A 15,594-nucleotide genomic window follows, 5' to 3' on the forward strand; every position below is an offset into this window, starting at 1 on the left:
TCAACATATAAGGGGAACCTATGAATCTTTCAGACTACTCCGTTATTTTAAAAGCCAAAATTGCCGTCCCTGCCCCCAAAGAGAAGCTGATCACCCGCAGCCGGCTTACGGAAGCCCTTGATCAAGGAACCCTTGGGCGTCTAACCGTGATTAGCGCCCCAGCCGGTTTTGGCAAATCCACCCTTCTGTCCCAGTGGGTTCACAGCCGCGAACAAGCCTGCGCCTGGTTAAGTCTGGACGAGCTGGATAACGATCCGGTCAGGTTCTGGCGCTATGTCGCCCACGCCATGTGTGCAGTGGTCGGTGAGGAATCCGCCGGAAGAATTAGGCAGCTGGCTAGCTCATTCCCCAGTATGTCTGCTCTTACGTTCTTGGATGCTTTAAACAACGAGCTGTATGAACTGCCTCGTCCAGTTGATCTGATCTGTGATGACTATCAGTGCATCTCCAATCCGGAAATCCATGAGCAGACAGCCTATTTCCTCGAGTATCTGCCAGATCATCTGCATATGGTAATTTCTACCCGGGCCGAGCTGCCATTCTCTACTATGAAATGGGTTGCCAAGCAGGAGAGCACCCAGATCCGCACCTTGGATATACAGTTTACCAATGAGGAAACACAGATGTACTATAGCGAGCTTGCCGGACTTGAGCTTACCGCGGATCAGGCCAGGCAGCTCTCAGGACATATTGAAGGCTGGGCCACGGGTCTGCAGCTGATGTCCTTGTCCCTGCGTTCGGATAGAAATTTCAGCAAGCTTATAGAGGAATTTAAGGGAAGCCGCCATGATGTGGCTGAATACCTTTTCCATGAGGTCTTGTCCAAGCTGCCCGCCGATATCCGCCATTTCCTATTGAGCACATCGGTCTTAGGCCGCCTTGATCCCCTGCTTTGTGAGCATGTAACAGGCGATCCCGGCAGCCCGGAGAAGCTGGAAACACTCAAAGACCTCAATCTGTTTGTCATCCCGCTGGATACCGAGCATCATGAATTCCGTTATCATCATCTGTTTGCGCAATTTCTGCAGGAGCAGCTGAAGAGAAATGACCGGGAGGAGTGGCTCCGTCTTCATGTGAGAGCGGCCCATTATTTGGCTGGGCGCGGGGCAATGGAGGAGGCGATCGAACACGCGATTGCAGCGGAGGACTATGCCTTAACCGAGGGATATTTGAGCAGGCACATTCCGGCCGCACTTGAGCGGGGGGAGCTTGGGACCCTTCTGTACTGGTTCGGAAACATTCCCGCTGATTATGACTTATCGCTGGAAATGTCTTTGTTTCATACCTTTGTCCTTGTGATGACAAAACAACTCGAAACGGCGGAATACCAGCTTGAACGCATCCAAACCTCACTGGGCAGTGTCCAAGATGCCGCGCGGAGAGCGCAGCTCCAGAGTGGAATTTTATTTGTAAGATCGAATCTGGTATTCATGAACAGGGATTTTGCCAAATGGTTTGCTTTTATCGGTGGCATTCTGGATAACATAATTCCCGAGAACCCGACCTATTACAATATTAATTACAACCTTACGGAGCCACTTGTAAGGCGTACGCCAATGGGGTTAAACGGCGTATTATCAGAGGATACGGAAAAGATAGGCACAATGTTCACAGGCGCTCTGGAAGCCCATGGCTGGCAGGATTCTCTCATTAACTTATATGTGAAGCAGTCGCTGTGTGAAGGTTATTATGAGTGGAACAAGCTGGCTGAATGCCGCAGCCTGATGCCTGCAATTGAAAGGGCAGCCACGAGCAAGAACATTTGGGGGTTAATCGTCCCGCTGGTTATTATGGAGGCCAAGCTGTATATGTCGGAGGGACGATTCCATATGGCTCATCATACCATTGACGAGGCTGCCGCCAAAGCGGAGGCTTCCGGGCAGGGCATGCCTTGGACTAAGCTGCTTGCCTCCTTTCGGGTACGAATATATCTGCGGGAAAATAGAGTTCAAGAAGCCAGGAAGGAAGCTGCTAAGCTCGGCATCTCGGGCAAAGACAAACCAACCTATAATCAGGAATACCATTATGTAACCCTTGCCCGTCTACTCGGCAGTCAGCATAAGGAGCCCGAAGCCCTGCGCCTGCTTGAACTGCTGAAGCCGCAGGCGGCAAGGGAGCAGCAGCTCGCAAGCCTTGTGGAAATCACGGTCCTTCAAGCGCTGATCCAGCATCAGTGGGGGCAGAGAACCACGGCCATTACGCTGCTGCACGAGGCTCTCATTATTGGAGAACAGAACGGATATAAACGCAGCTTCGCAGATGAAGGCCCGGAAATGGGCGAGCTGCTTGGCGTGTATTCCAGATTGCGGGAGGGTGGAATGAACAAGGAGCAGACCCAAGGGGTATCTGATGCCTATGTTCAGTCACTCTTGGAGTTATTCCCAAAGGCAGACAAGCCTATTGCCAGCCGCCGAACCAAGAGCCAGACCGAATCACTTAATCCAAGTGAGCAGAAGATTCTAAAGCTGCTGCAGCAGGGAGCTGCGAATAAACAAATTGCAGCCGAGCTTGGGCTGACAGAAGGAACCGTCAGAGTTTATCTGTCCAGAATGTACGAGAAGCTGCATGTCTCTACCCGTACTCAGGCCATAATCGCCGCACAAGAGCTTACGCTGTCAGGGGAATGAACCATTTCAAGCTGCCTGGGCGGCAGCCACCTGCAACAATACACGACACACCCACATGGGGCCGTCCTTCGGGACGGCCCCTGATTTTTAGGAGCTCGGTTAATGTTCAAAAGGCTCCATGAACGAATGCCGGATCCCATCCCGGTTGGTTTGGGATGCACTCCTGAAGATCCGTATGTGCAAATTCCACTGAGCCCGAGCCCAGAGCAACTTTTTCACCGATTGTTACCACTCTTCTGGCAGATCCTGCGCGGCATCTCCCGGATACTCGTTCATCGCTTCTTCATCTGCAATGCTCTGAATATCCTCCGACGTGAGGCTGAGGTATATATACCCTTCCTCCTCATGCTTCTTCAGCGCACGTTTCTTCATAAACTTCGGGCTGGCCTCACCGGCATCCTCGTCATAGAACATCAGAATACCGTCTGTCTTGCGGAGCAGCAGATCATCTCTGGCCGTGAGCTGCCACACCCCGCTGTATGGCTGATTGCTGACCGAACCGTAATAGTCCACACCTCTAAGAATCTGGCTGAAGTATTCTTTCTTGTCTTCCTTCCAGTTCTCTTCCGGGTTCTTATATGCGGAAAGGATCGAACATTTCAAGCCAGGATGCTGCTTCTTCAGATCGATCACCGCTTCGCAAGCCCACAGATCCACCCCGTACTGGCCGGGTGTAATGACCCATTCCAGCCCCTCTTCAATCAGAGGCAGCAGCTTGCCGGTAATAGCTTTGCGTATATATTTAATGCCCTCGTGCTTCTGATTATAAATGCCAAGCTCATGCGCCCGGTAACCGGTGACAAGCAAATTTTTGACGGCCATTGGCCTCACACCCTTTGTTTCCTCTTCTACTCACATTTACCCGGTTATTATACCATGCTCCTCTTAAAAAAAGAGACCGCCCCGTGACGAACCACGGTGACGGTCTCGATTTCATTATTCCACAGGGGTCTGCGACCCAGCTTGTACAGCCTGAGCCGCTTTTGGAGCGGCGATCTTCCAAGCCGGGATAACAGCCAAGGCCAGGAACAGGATATCCATAGCGTCAAAGATATCCCCGCTCATTTTCTGAAACATGTTGATGGTATAGCTGTCGAACATCCCATCCATTCCATCATTGCCGATGTATGCGAACAACAGATATTTTCCAAGCAGAACACCAATGATACTTGCGATTACCGCAATAATCTGATGAACCCGACTCGTACGCTTACGTGCAAGCAGCTGAACAGCAAAGCCGGTTAATGCCCCTACTCCCAAAGCGACATAACCCACTTCCCGCTCTGTGGATACTCCGACAACAGTCCATAAAACAGCCCCCAGAACTGCCGCCACCAGTGCCCCCAGAATAGATAAAACTAAATTTTGCCCTCTTTCCACGACTTGCTTCCTCCTTGAATAAAAAAGAAATGATATGTACCATTTTACATAATGTCACAAAATTTCCCTTTATTCAACAAGTTTCTTACTAAATATATCCTTGATTTCCTAATTCGAACGCCGGTCTGCTTCATACTCCAGCCCGATCTGACGCCGGACTTCCTCCATAATCTCGGCAACCATAAGAGACGTGGCATGAGAATTTATAGAGCTCTGACGTTCCCCACTGATGATTAAATCAATGAACTCCCGGGCTTCATAATACATCGATTCGTGCATTTGGGGCTTCGACAAATCCTCAATTGTTCCGTCACGGTAATGAATTTTTACAGAGTATGGCTGGTTAATCTTATCGATAACCATCGTTCCATTCTCCCCCTGAATTTCAGTTGGCAGGTAGGAGTCACAGATCTTGGAATGGGTGACGACCGCATCCATCTCATCATATTTCATGATGATGCTGCCCTCCCCATCCACGCCCGAAGAGAGCATAACTCCCACAGACTGTATGGATTGCGGTTTCCCGAACAGAGCAACCATCGGATACAGACAGTAGATGCCCAGATCCATTAGTGAGCCATTAGAGAAAATTGGATTAAAAGCATTCAAAATAGTCCCTTGTTTAAATGCATCATACCGGGACGAGTATTGACAGTAACTGGATGTATACCGGCGAACCCGATCCAGTTTATATAAATTGTCTTTAATAACTTTGAAGTTGGGCATCTGGGTAGATTTAAGAGCTTCCATAAGAACAACGTCATTCTTAACAGCAGCTTCGATCATCCTCTTCACCTCGGCGGTGTTTGAAGCGAGCGGCTTCTCACAGAGCACGTGCTTGCCATGATTCATACACAGTACAGCCTGCTCCGCATGAAACGAATTCGGACTCGCAATATATACCGCGTCCACCTCATCACCCGCAACCATCTCGGTTAAGTCGGTAAACACCCTCGGATTGTTAAAGTTACCAGCAAACTGCTTTCCCTTCTCTTCCGTCCGTGAGTATACTGCTGCCAGAACAAATTGATCATTCTCCGAAGCAGCCTGCACAAAGCGTTCTGTTATCCAGTTCGTTCCGATAATACCGAATCGCACCAACATGACTCATTCCTTCCCTCAAAAATTTCAATACAATTATTCTCTCATTCTATATAGTAGATGTCTACCTCGGCAGGTAAGGTTTATGATTTTACAGCTGGTCTATAGCTCTCGTTTAAAATTCCGGACTTAGGGTATATTTCAACTATTAGCTATCAGATTAGATTGCACAGTCTATAGTTCATTCCATTCCTACGACAGGAGGCATCATTCTATATGAAAGCAGTCACCTATCAGGGCGCCAAGGACATTGAAGTTAAGCAGGTCGAGGATCCGAAGCTGCAAAAGAAAGACGATATTATCGTCCGGATCACATCCACCGCCATCTGCGGATCCGATCTCCACATCTATCAAGGGGCTCTTCCCGCAGCCAAAGATTACGTGATCGGTCATGAGCCGATGGGCATCGTAGAGGAAGTCGGCCCCGAGGTAACCCGGGTCAAGAAGGGCGATCGTGTTGTCCTGCCGTTCAACATCTCGTGCGGCCAATGCTTCTACTGTCAGCATGACATGGAAAGCCAGTGTGACCATTCCAACCGTAATGAAGAGATGGATACCGGGGGCTACTTCGGCTTTACCGAACGCTACGGGAACTATCCGGGAGGTCAAGCGGAGCTGCTTCATGTTCCTTATGGGAACTTTATGCCTTTCGTGATTCCGGAGTCGTGTGAGCTTCCTGACGAAGCGCTGCTGTTCATGTCTGATGTGCTGCCCACCGCGTACTGGAGCGTAGAGAATGCAGGAGTGAAGCCGGGCGACACGGTGACCGTGCTCGGCTGCGGACCGATCGGGCTGATGGTGCAGAAGTTCGCCTGGATGAAAGGCGCCAAGCGGGTGATTGCGATCGACAACCTCCCTTACCGGTTGAACAAGGCCAAGCAGATGAACAATTCGGAAGTTTACAACTTTGATGACTTCGATGATATGGGTCAATATATCCGTGAGATTACCAAGGGCGGCAGCGATATTGTCATCGACTGTGTCGGAATGGATGGGAAAAAGAACGTGATGGAGGCCATCGGCCAGAAGCTGAAGCTTCAAGGCGGTACGCTCAGCGCGCTTGATATTGGAATCCACGCGGTACGCAAATTCGGTACGATGCAGATTACAGGAGTATACGGCTCCATGTATAACATGTTCCCGCTTGGAGATATTTTCGAGCGCAACATCACACTTAAAATGGGACAGGCTCCGGTCATTCATTACATGCCGAAGTTATTCAGCATGATTACTGCCCAAGAGTTCGACCCAACGGAAATCATTACTCACAGAGTACCGCTGGATCAGGCTAGCGATGCCTACAAGACGTTCTACGAGCATGAGGATGAGTGTATCAAAGTCATATTGAAGCCTTAAATATCTTCTAATCCAGATCATCTCAGATATCATTGCTGTGACAATATAAGGATCATCTTCTCTGACTAAATGTACTATCTCTATAAAAAAGAGGGATTTCGCCCCGCGAAATCCCTCTTTTTGTCTTATCTTGCTTTATTCAGTTTAATAAAGCTTCAGCAGCATCACAGCTGCTTCTGCCCGTGTTGCCTTCGCCCCCGGAGCAAACCGGTTGCCTCCGACTCCGCTCAGCAGGCCTGCGTCAACAGCCGCGGCCACATACGGAACGGCCCATGCCGGAACGGCTGCCGCGTCGGCGAATGTAAGCTTGGCTTTAGGATTCGTCTCAAGCTTAGCAGCCTTGGCGATGAGGACCGCCATTTCAGCCCGGGTGAGTTCCTGGGTTGGACGGACCGTATTATCGCTGTATCCGCTGATTAGACCGGATTGCACCAATCTCTGGGCAGCTTCGCGACCCCAGGCTGGTATTTTGTCAGCATCCTTAAAATTCAGCTTCTGCCCTGAACCTGCAGCTTCATTCCCAAGAACACGATCCAGCATAATCATGAATTCCAGACGGTTCACCGCTTTGTCAGGCTGGAACTTACCGTCCCCATAGCCGGTAACCAGACCTTTGGCCAGCGCTTGATTGATAGCAGATTCCGCCCAGTGTCCTTTAATATCATTCAATTGGGAAACCTGCTGTCCCTTATCTGGATTAGTTCCTATATTTCCAGTACCACCATTAGCATTACCATTACCGGCTCCTGGTGCTGTTGTGCCGTTCGGAGTGCTTCCGGTTCCTTTTCCATCTGAACCTGTACCCGTGTTACCCTGGCCGGTTGAACCTCCCAAACCGTTATTTCCACTGCCGATTCCCCCGTTATTCCCGCCGTTGTTATTGCCGCCGTTTCCTCCATTATTCCCGCCGTTGTTATTTCCTCCATTACCACCACCGTTGTTCCCGCCACCCGGATTGCCGCCCGGACTGCTCTTCTTCACGATCCCGAACTGATCGATAATGAACGGCTCCTTGTTGTTCAGATTCTGATCGATCTCATAGGAGATAGCCGTCAGCTTGTCACCGTCAATCGTGATGCCGACGAAATTCTGAACCTGACTGCGTTTAGGCCGCTTATTATCGGACGGGTCCGGCCCATACTTGGCCGCATGGTTCTCGTCCGCAACCTCGAACAGACGATAGTAGGCGTCTCCAAGCTTCGGACTGGTGTTCTTGTAGTACACTTTCGGTCCGGCTGTAGCCGGGATCAAATAGATAGGGCTTCCCGGGTTGACCGTATACTCAATCTTTTTGCCATTGATGATTTCCGTGATCTTGCTTGCCTCCGAAGCCGTGCCGTCTTTCTTGATCGGCTTGGTGCGGGCATAGATGTGATCATGCCCTTGGAATACAAGGTCAATTTCAAGCTCCGCCATAATTGGGGCGATCTTGGTGCGTACACCAGTCGGTCCCATAATATCGGTGTCGGTTGCATGATTGGATGTAGTGTAAGGTCCCTTATGGAAATTGACAATAATCCACTTGGCCCCAGCCGCCCGGGCCTCCCTCACATCCTTCTTCAGCCATTCCACTTGAGCATCCGAGAAGTTTGAATAATTGGCTGAATCCTCATTGCTGTTCAGAATCGCAAAATGGGTATTTCCGTAGTTATAAGAATAATAAGCTCCTGTACTCGTATCCGATTTATCGGGTGAATTGAGATTAAAATGCTCAATGAAGCTGTTCGCATCATCCTCATGATTGCCCGCTGAAGGCACAATCGTGGTGTTCAGCAGACTTCCTTCGGAATGTCCGAATAACCAGTCCCACTGCTTCTCGTCTTTGCCGGTATCCACAATATCCCCATTGATCATCATAAATCCGGCGTTTGGAACCGCTCGGAACGCTTTGGCAATGGTCTCCGAGGACAGAATAGCCTCCTCTTCATTCTTGGCCTGGGTATCGGTCAGATCGATAAAAGTAAACGCTCCACTCTTAGGCGCTGTACGGAACGTGCCTGTCTTGCTCCATACGCCCTGGGCCTTATCCCCAACCCGGAAGAAATACACCGTATCCGGTTTAAGGCCCGTAGCTTCAGCCTTATGCACAAGCTCCTTCGGCGAGTTCGTGGATTGCGCGTTCATGCCTGTAAACTCACGGGCGCCTGTGAAGTCGGCCTCCCCGCCTTTCTTCTCCACCACTTGAACATCGTTGCCCGGTGCTGAAAGCGGCGTAAACCAAGTGAAGCCTTTGGAAGTGGTCGCATCCCCATAGAAGGTTACGGTAACTTTGCTTACAGAAGCCCCGGCTCCCGGATCGCCTCCATTGCCTTCATTCGTGGTTACCACCGTCTCCGGTGAATTGTTCCGGCCGCTCACAGCTTTAATTACGAACTGATAGGATTTGCCTGCTTCGGTCTCATCAATAACAGTGCTGTATTCCTTCGTACCTTCTGTATGAGCTACGACAGCGGTCCAATTATTCACCTTGAGCGCATTGTTCTTCTCATAAATCCGGTATCCGTTCACTGGAGCTCCCTTGGAAGGTGCCGTCCAGCTCAGTTTGATCTTGCCTTCCGATGTTCTGGACCACTTGGCATTCTCAACAGGTGCTGGTGCCTCATCTGTCCGGGTGATCCCGTAATTGTCAAAAAGCTCGGTTGCTCCGCCCTGCTGCGTTGTATAAACCTCGAAGGATAGACGATCCTTTGTAATATTAACGCCTGTAAACATCTCTTTGCCCGGCTGGCCGAACTTTGCAGCATAAGAAGCCTGATCATCCTTAACATTGTATCTCTTGTCCCCGGCCGCATTGGTAATTAGATACAAAGTTCCTTTAGGGTTAAGCACACTGCCATCCTGGCCAGCCTGAACATCCTTCTGCGCTTCATGACCAAGCATCTGATAGCTGCGGGTATACGTATGATCGTGGCCGCCAAACACCATATCAATGCCCAGTTCATCGAACACAGCGGTCAGCTTGTCGCGGAAGAATAATACATCCGAGTCCTTATAATGGTTAGCCACCGAATACGGTGATTTATGCAGCAGGACAATTTTCCACTTCTTATCCGTCTTGGCAACCTCATTCTTCAGCCAGCGCACCTGCTCCTGATATACCACGTCGGTCCCCTTGGCTTCGGAGTACTCCGTGTTCAGAATCATAAAATGTGCCGGACCGTAATCATATGCGTAGACCGAGCCATCTGGCTTCGCTCCGGTTCCCGAGGTGTTTGGCAGATTGAAATGATATGCATAGTTGTTATAATTTTTGCTCTCATGGTTGCCAACCAATGGAACCAGTGGATGGGACTGAAGCTCGGCTTTGGCTTTCTCAAAGAACCACAGCCACTGCTCCTCAATATCCCCGTTGTCCACGAGATCCCCACTGTTAATAATGAAGGATGAGTTCGGGTATTTGCTGATTCCTTCCTGCAGTGTGTGCCCCCAGGTCACAAAGTTATTTTCAGTTGTTCCCTGCGAATCTGTGGTGAACAGGAATGTAAAATCCTGATTATCCAGCTTCTCGGTAGTGTACCTGCCCACCTCGCTCCAGTGGCCTTCTTGGCCGTCACCAACCCTGTAGGCATATTCCGTTCCCGGCTTAAGACCCGTCACAAGAGCCTTATGGCTGTTATATGTTGTGAGTTTCCCTGCACTTTTGTCGGCCTTCGACATATACACATCCACAGTCTCACTTGAGCCTTCAAATATAAGATCCGGCTCTGCTGGAAACTCTGATCCACCGCTCAGCTTCTGAGCCTCAACGACCTGAATTTTGGTTCCGGTAATTTCTTTAGGTGTATACCAGGCCGCGCCAAAACCAGTTTTCGGGTTCCCATTGAATACTACCGATACAGCACGTGGGGCAGCATCTACGACAGGCCCGCCTGGATTGGTTCCCGGATCGGTCCCTCCACTAGGGTCTCCTGGCAGTTCCTTGTAACCCGCCAGCTCCATATCAAAATAAATATCCGAGCTGGATTTGCTTTGCTGATGAATTTCAGCCGTAAATTCGTTATCGCCGTTTTTCAAAACCGGCTTAAGTGAGCTTGTGAGATCAATATTGCTGTAAATGACCGGATCTGATTCACCGGAGCTGGCATAGGTGTCGTAAGTAACGGTTCCGGTCGGCATACCTGCCCGGTAAACCTCGGTCCCATTCACATACAAGACGATCCCATCGTCCACCCCAAATTGACCAACAAATTTGAGATATGGATCGGCCTGATTAATATGTACGGTTTTGGAGAAATAGGTGGTCACGGGCTTGTTCATCTTATCTTCTCCATAAGAAACCTTGGTCTGTATCGGCCCGAAAGCTGGGGTGGATACAACCTTATCACTATCCTTGTATCCCAGCGGGGCAGCACCTGACGCCCACAGGGTTTTGTCCAATCCCCACCATTGTGGGCCGAGATCGGTTCCCGCATCATAGAATCTCCACTCTGAGTTTTTTGCGAGCAGCACATCCGGGCCAGCTGTACCAGCTGCTGTGCCCCCTTCTTCAGCCCCAACCGATACGGCCGGGATGGCTGTCCCTAATCCGCCTAACAGTACAACAAATGCCAGAAAAACTTTGAAATAAACCCTTCCCCATCGCTTCATGACTACACTCCTTCTTAATGACTTAAGCTTCGCTGCTTCTCCAATCAGGCAAAATGGATATGGCGAGGCTCTCTTCTAAGCGATTGTAGTCAAACTGTATTAATTAGGTGTCTCATTTATGTAAGAGCAATGTAAGTCTTCCAGAACAATCCAAACAAATATAATCAAGTAAAAGAAAACCATCCTTATATCAAAAATGGCGCCAACAGGAAATTCCTGTGGCGCCGCTTGATCTTCTCTTAATGTGTCCGCCCCATGCCAGCGGAACCTTGGTTAATGCCTGAAGATGGAGCAAATCCGTTCAGCAGGGTGTGAAGATCCTGACCGGACAGCTGTGGTACTTGGTAGTAACCCCGAACGTTCTGATACTGATACAGCTCGTAAGCCATCTCAACGAAGTTCTGGGATTGTGAGGCCAGCACACGGCGGAGTACAGGGTTAGTAACCTCTGTAGCCGATCTGGCTAGGCCGGAGGCGTGCGGTTTAATTTGGTTCAGCATCAGCGTGCTGATTGCCGCATCGTCAATTTCGGCCTGCGAGGCCGCTGGCTTTTTCGGCTGGCCAGGCTTCAAGCCGTAAACCTGCTCCTTCATGTCTGGAATCAGGTAAGGTTCTGTAACCTGGCTCGGTTTTTGTCCAGATTTGAAGCATTCCACAGTCAGGTTATACTGCGTTTCAATATAGCCGGCTTGACGATTCAGAATATCCATCAGATCCGGATCTTTGACAAATTGTTTGTAAATCGTATAGTTATCCAGAATGTTGATGGTACATTGAATAATCTCCTGAGCTTCGAAGATTTCGTGTCCGCCATGGTTGAAGCCAGGAATGGCCTGGTTCTGTTGAGATCCTGTTTGCTGCTGCATCAGTCTGCTCCCCTTATTCATGTAATGTGATGGTTTGACTGTCATAGTATGAATTGGGAAGAAACTATTTATTCAGGGAAAAAGCCGACTTTCTCAGCTGTCCTCTTGCTCCAGACGGCCTTGATACAGGCGGCTGTAAAAACCCTGTCTGGCCATCAGTTCATCATGCGGCCCATCCTCAATCAACCTGCCTTCTCTAAGCACAAGGATCTTATCCGCCTGACGGATCGTATTTAGCCTGTGTGCAATCACAAAGCTGGTTCGTCCATGCATCAGACGCTGAAGCCCCTCCTGGATTTTGATTTCCGTAATGGTATCAATGCTGCTCGTGGCTTCATCCAGAACCAGAATAGCCGGATCGGCCAGAATTGCCCTCGCAATGGCCAGCAGCTGCTTCTGGCCCTGACTAATCCCGCCACCACCTGTCTGCAGGATCTTGTCATAACCACCGTCCATCCGCATGATAAAGGCATGTGCGTTGGCAAGCCTGGAGGCCTCCTCCACTTCCTCATCCGTCGCATCCAGACGGCCGAACCGGATATTCTCACGAATCGTCCCCTGGAACAGGAACGAATCCTGCAGCACAAACGCCATATGAGACCGCAGGCTTTCCCGCTGGATCGTGGTGATATCCCGTCCGTCTATTGTAATCGTTCCAGAGGAAGGATCATAGAACCGGGACAAGAGCTGAATCAGGGTAGTCTTCCCGGCTCCCGTCGGCCCCACCAACGCAACCATCTCTCCGGGCTTAGCCTCAAAGCTGATATCTGACAGGGTATCCCCATTCTCTTCATAGCCAAAAGAAACACGCGAGAACTGCACGTTCCCATCAACATGGTCAAGCTTCACCGCCGCCCCCTCGTCCTTGGCCTCCACATCCTCATCCAGCACCTCGAATACCCGCTCTGCCCCAGCAATAGCCGACAGCATCGTATTCCATTGGTTGGCCAGGTCGTTCAGCGGCCGGGTGAACTGCCGCGCATATTCTACAAACACGATGATGATGCCCACCGTAACTGCACCCCGGACGGCCAGAATCCCCCCAATGCCCGCCACAACCGCAAAACTCAGATTGTTCAGACTGTTCATCAGCTTCGGGATAAAGCCCGAAATCGTCTGAGCCCAGAAGCCTGAGCGGCGAATAGCCTCGTTCCGCTCTTCAAACCCCCGAATCACCCTCGGCTCTTGGGAGAAGGCCTTGATAATCCGCTGCCCGGATAAAGTCTCTTCGATATATCCATTCAACTCGCCCAGGTTATTCTGGCGCTGCTTGTACAAGGGTCCCGTACGGCGTGTAATCCAGCGCATGCCTGCAATCATCAGCGGCACGACCAGAAAGGTCAGCAGGGTCAGAACGGGACTCAGATAGAGCATGACCACAAGCGTACCCACCAAGGTCAGCACACTGGAGAAAATCTCGATTGCTGAGCTGTTCAAGGTTGAGCTTACATTCTCAATATCATTGGTGACCCGGCTCATCACTTCGCCCTGCTGTCTCTTGCCGTAGAACGAAATGGGCAGCTTATGCAGGTGGGCGAACAGTCCGGTCCGCATCCGGTAGATGGTCTCCTGTGAAATTTCAATCATCCAGATGTTCTGCAGCCAGGAAGTAAGGGCGTACATCACATATACAAGCCCCAGCCCGGTCAGAAACAGTCCCCAATGTCCGCTGGTGCCCGTCAAATAATGGTCCACGGCCATACCGATCATATAAGGACCAAGCAGGCTTAGCCCTGAGCTGGCCACAACCATCAGCAGAACCAGGATCAGCTTCGCCTTCCGGCGGGCCAGATACCCCCAGATCCGCCTTATCGTCCCGGCTGCATTCTTGGCTTTGGCCTTCGGTTTCCGGCCACCACCAGCCCCATTCTGAAGCTCGATCTCTGGAAACGGCTGGCGGAACGGCTCAGCCAATGCTTTGAACATGATGAGATCCCTCCCCGTATTGGGAATCATAAATCTGGCGGTACAAGGAAGAGGTGGCAAGCAGTTCCTCGTGCTTGCCGCAGGCGGTAAGCTTGCCCTCATCCAGAAGCAGAATCAAGTCCGCTGTCAGGGTGGAGCTGATCTTCTGCGTAATCAGGAAGGTCGTGCAGCTCAGATCCTTGAGCGCGTCCAGCAGAGCCGCTTCCGTTGCCAGATCAAGCGCACTGGTGCTGTCATCCAGAATCAGGATCGACGGCTTCCTCACCAGTGCTCTGGCTATCGACAGCCGCTGCTTCTGGCCGCCGGACAGGTTCACGCCGCGCTGGCCCAGCATCGTGCCGAATCCGCCGGGCAGGCGGACAATCGTCTCGTAGATCTGAGCCTGTCTGGCTGCAGACTCGATCTCGGCGTCCGTTGCATCCTCCCGGCCCCAGGCGATATTATCTCTGACCGAGCCGCTGAACAGGAGAACCTCCTGAGGCACGTAACCGATAGAGGCCCGCAGCAGGGGGTCCGGAATCTCCCGGATATCGATTCCGTCCACCCGGATCTCCCCTTCTGTTGGTTCGTGCAGATGAGGTATCAGTTGAACAAGCGAGGACTTGCCCGAACCGGTGGCCCCTAGAATAGCCACCCGTTCCCCCGCATTCACCCGGAAGCTGATGTTCTCCAGAACAGTGATATCGCTGCCGGGATAGCGGAATCCGACCCGGCTAAATTCCACCTGTCCCAAAAGCGGCCGCTGACCCTCCTGGGCACGTTCAGCTTCAGCTTCATTACTCCCATAGTTCTGAAATTCAGCCTCGCCCTCTGTATCCATTACTTCCTGTATACGCTTAGAGGATGCGATCGCCCTCGAATAATTCATGAGAATCCAGGAAAGTGCCGAAAGTGCCCCTATTATTCTTAGTGAATAGTTCGCCACCGCGACCACTTGTCCAACGGTAGCATGGCCAGACCTGATATCGATCCGTCCGAACCAGAGGACCGCAATGATCGCACAGTTAATCAGCAGCAGAATGAAGGGGGCTGTCGTCTCCATCAGCCGGAGCGCCCTAACTGTCCTTTTCATCAGGTCCATACTGAAATGAGCAAACCGTTCAATCTCATGTCCCATACGGACGAACACCCGGATCAGACGGATTCCAGTCAGATTCTCTTGAATCACACCATTCACCGCATCCAGGCGCCGCTGAACCGCAGTAAAGTTAGAAGCGGCTCTTCTCATAATCCACACCACGATGAAGAGAAGCAGCGGCACCGTGACCAAAAGAAGCAATCCCAGCTTCACGTCCACAATAAGCGCCATCAAGATGCTTCCGAATACAACGAGCGGGACCCTTGTGGCGAACCGCAGACTCATAAAGACCATATCCTGAAGCTGGGTGACGTCCCCGGTTAGCCGGGTAATCAGAGAGGAAGATTCAAATCTGCTGAAGACCGAATAGGTGAATGATTGTACCTTCCGGTACAGCGTGTCCCGTAGATCGAAGGCGAAGCCCTGGCTGGCATGGGAGGCGAAGAAGGAGCTGGAGATTCCAGCGATAAAAGCCAAAGCGGAGCTTGCAAGCAGCACCCCTCCCCACTGCCACACTACAGCCATGTCTTTAACCCGGATGCCATTGTCAATAATCTTGGAGATCAGATAAGGCTGCATCAGCTCCACAGACAGTTCGATGAGCATCATACACAGTGCGGCGATCGAGGTGGCCCGGTATTTTTTCAGAAAAGAAAGTATCATGCCCATGCAT

At 50.9% G+C, this 15,594-nt stretch carries 9 protein-coding genes; 2 read left to right on the forward strand and 7 right to left on the reverse strand.

All coding sequences use genetic code 11. From position 1 onward, the window contains the following. Positions 1–20 precede the first annotated feature (20 nt). On the forward strand, positions 21–2,627 hold the full coding sequence (locus tag KJS63_RS15365) for a winged helix-turn-helix domain-containing protein (RefSeq protein WP_213619895.1): 2,607 nt from the start codon (positions 21–23) through the stop codon (positions 2,625–2,627). 225 nt (positions 2,628–2,852) lie between these two features. Here the strand turns inward: KJS63_RS15365 and KJS63_RS15370 are convergent, their stop codons facing one another. The 3 genes from KJS63_RS15370 to KJS63_RS15380 form a co-directional block, all read right to left on the reverse strand. Next, entirely contained in the window at positions 2,853–3,449 is a 597-nt protein-coding gene (locus KJS63_RS15370; protein WP_213619896.1) for an SLOG family protein, read from the reverse strand. 114 nt (positions 3,450–3,563) lie between these two features. Further along, positions 3,564–4,007, reverse strand: coding sequence for a hypothetical protein (locus tag KJS63_RS15375; RefSeq protein ID WP_213619897.1), 444 nt, complete (start codon positions 4,005–4,007; stop codon positions 3,564–3,566). A gap of 108 nt (positions 4,008–4,115) precedes the next feature. After that, complete coding sequence (locus tag KJS63_RS15380) at positions 4,116–5,111, reverse strand: Gfo/Idh/MocA family protein (RefSeq protein ID WP_280520818.1); 996 nt, start codon at positions 5,109–5,111, stop codon at positions 4,116–4,118. 213 nt (positions 5,112–5,324) lie between these two features. On the opposite strand from KJS63_RS15380, the gene KJS63_RS15385 reads away from it, so the two are divergent. Further along, positions 5,325–6,464 carry a zinc-dependent alcohol dehydrogenase gene (locus KJS63_RS15385; RefSeq protein ID WP_213619898.1) on the forward strand — a complete coding sequence of 380 codons (1,140 nt, stop codon included), beginning with the start codon at positions 5,325–5,327 and terminating at the stop codon, positions 6,462–6,464. Between the two features lie 144 nt (positions 6,465–6,608). On the opposite strand, the gene KJS63_RS15390 is transcribed toward KJS63_RS15385, so the two are convergent. The 4 genes from KJS63_RS15390 to KJS63_RS15405 all read right to left on the reverse strand — a co-directional run bounded on the left by KJS63_RS15390 (position 6,609) and on the right by KJS63_RS15405 (position 15,590). Then, positions 6,609–11,051 carry an S-layer homology domain-containing protein gene (locus KJS63_RS15390; RefSeq protein ID WP_213619899.1) on the reverse strand — a complete coding sequence of 1,481 codons (4,443 nt, stop codon included), beginning with the start codon at positions 11,049–11,051 and terminating at the stop codon, positions 6,609–6,611. 239 nt (positions 11,052–11,290) lie between these two features. Then, a complete protein-coding gene (locus KJS63_RS15395) occupies positions 11,291–11,917 on the reverse strand; it encodes a spore coat protein (RefSeq protein WP_068614926.1) in 627 nt (208 codons plus the stop codon). 93 nt (positions 11,918–12,010) lie between these two features. Next, positions 12,011–13,843, reverse strand: coding sequence for an ABC transporter ATP-binding protein (locus KJS63_RS15400; protein WP_213619900.1), 1,833 nt, complete (start codon positions 13,841–13,843; stop codon positions 12,011–12,013). After that, positions 13,824–15,590 (reverse strand): ABC transporter ATP-binding protein, encoded by a 1,767-nt coding sequence (locus KJS63_RS15405; protein ID WP_213619901.1) that lies wholly within the window; start codon positions 15,588–15,590, stop codon positions 13,824–13,826. The genes KJS63_RS15400 and KJS63_RS15405 overlap by 20 nt, the downstream gene beginning before the upstream one ends. Between the last annotated feature and the right edge of the window lie 4 nt (positions 15,591–15,594).

The organism is Paenibacillus sp. J22TS3 (assembly GCF_018403205.1).
Classification (GTDB): Bacteria; Bacillota; Bacilli; order Paenibacillales; family Paenibacillaceae; genus Fontibacillus; species Fontibacillus tuaregi.

Excerpts from the sequence above, each read along its gene's own strand:
- KJS63_RS15395 (WP_068614926.1), bottom strand. The coding sequence starts at position 11,917 with ATGCAGCAGCAAACAGGATCTCAACAGAACCAGGCCATTCCTGGCTTC.
- KJS63_RS15380 (WP_280520818.1), bottom strand. The coding sequence starts at position 5,111 with ATGTTGGTGCGATTCGGTATTATCGGAACGAACTGGATAACAGAACGC.
- KJS63_RS15405 (WP_213619901.1), bottom strand. The coding sequence starts at position 15,590 with ATGGGCATGATACTTTCTTTTCTGAAAAAATACCGGGCCACCTCGATC.
- KJS63_RS15400 (WP_213619900.1), bottom strand. The coding sequence starts at position 13,843 with ATGTTCAAAGCATTGGCTGAGCCGTTCCGCCAGCCGTTTCCAGAGATC.
- KJS63_RS15365 (WP_213619895.1), top strand. The coding sequence starts at position 21 with ATGAATCTTTCAGACTACTCCGTTATTTTAAAAGCCAAAATTGCCGTC.
- KJS63_RS15390 (WP_213619899.1), bottom strand. The coding sequence starts at position 11,051 with ATGAAGCGATGGGGAAGGGTTTATTTCAAAGTTTTTCTGGCATTTGTT.
- KJS63_RS15385 (WP_213619898.1), top strand. The coding sequence starts at position 5,325 with ATGAAAGCAGTCACCTATCAGGGCGCCAAGGACATTGAAGTTAAGCAG.
- KJS63_RS15370 (WP_213619896.1), bottom strand. The coding sequence starts at position 3,449 with ATGGCCGTCAAAAATTTGCTTGTCACCGGTTACCGGGCGCATGAGCTT.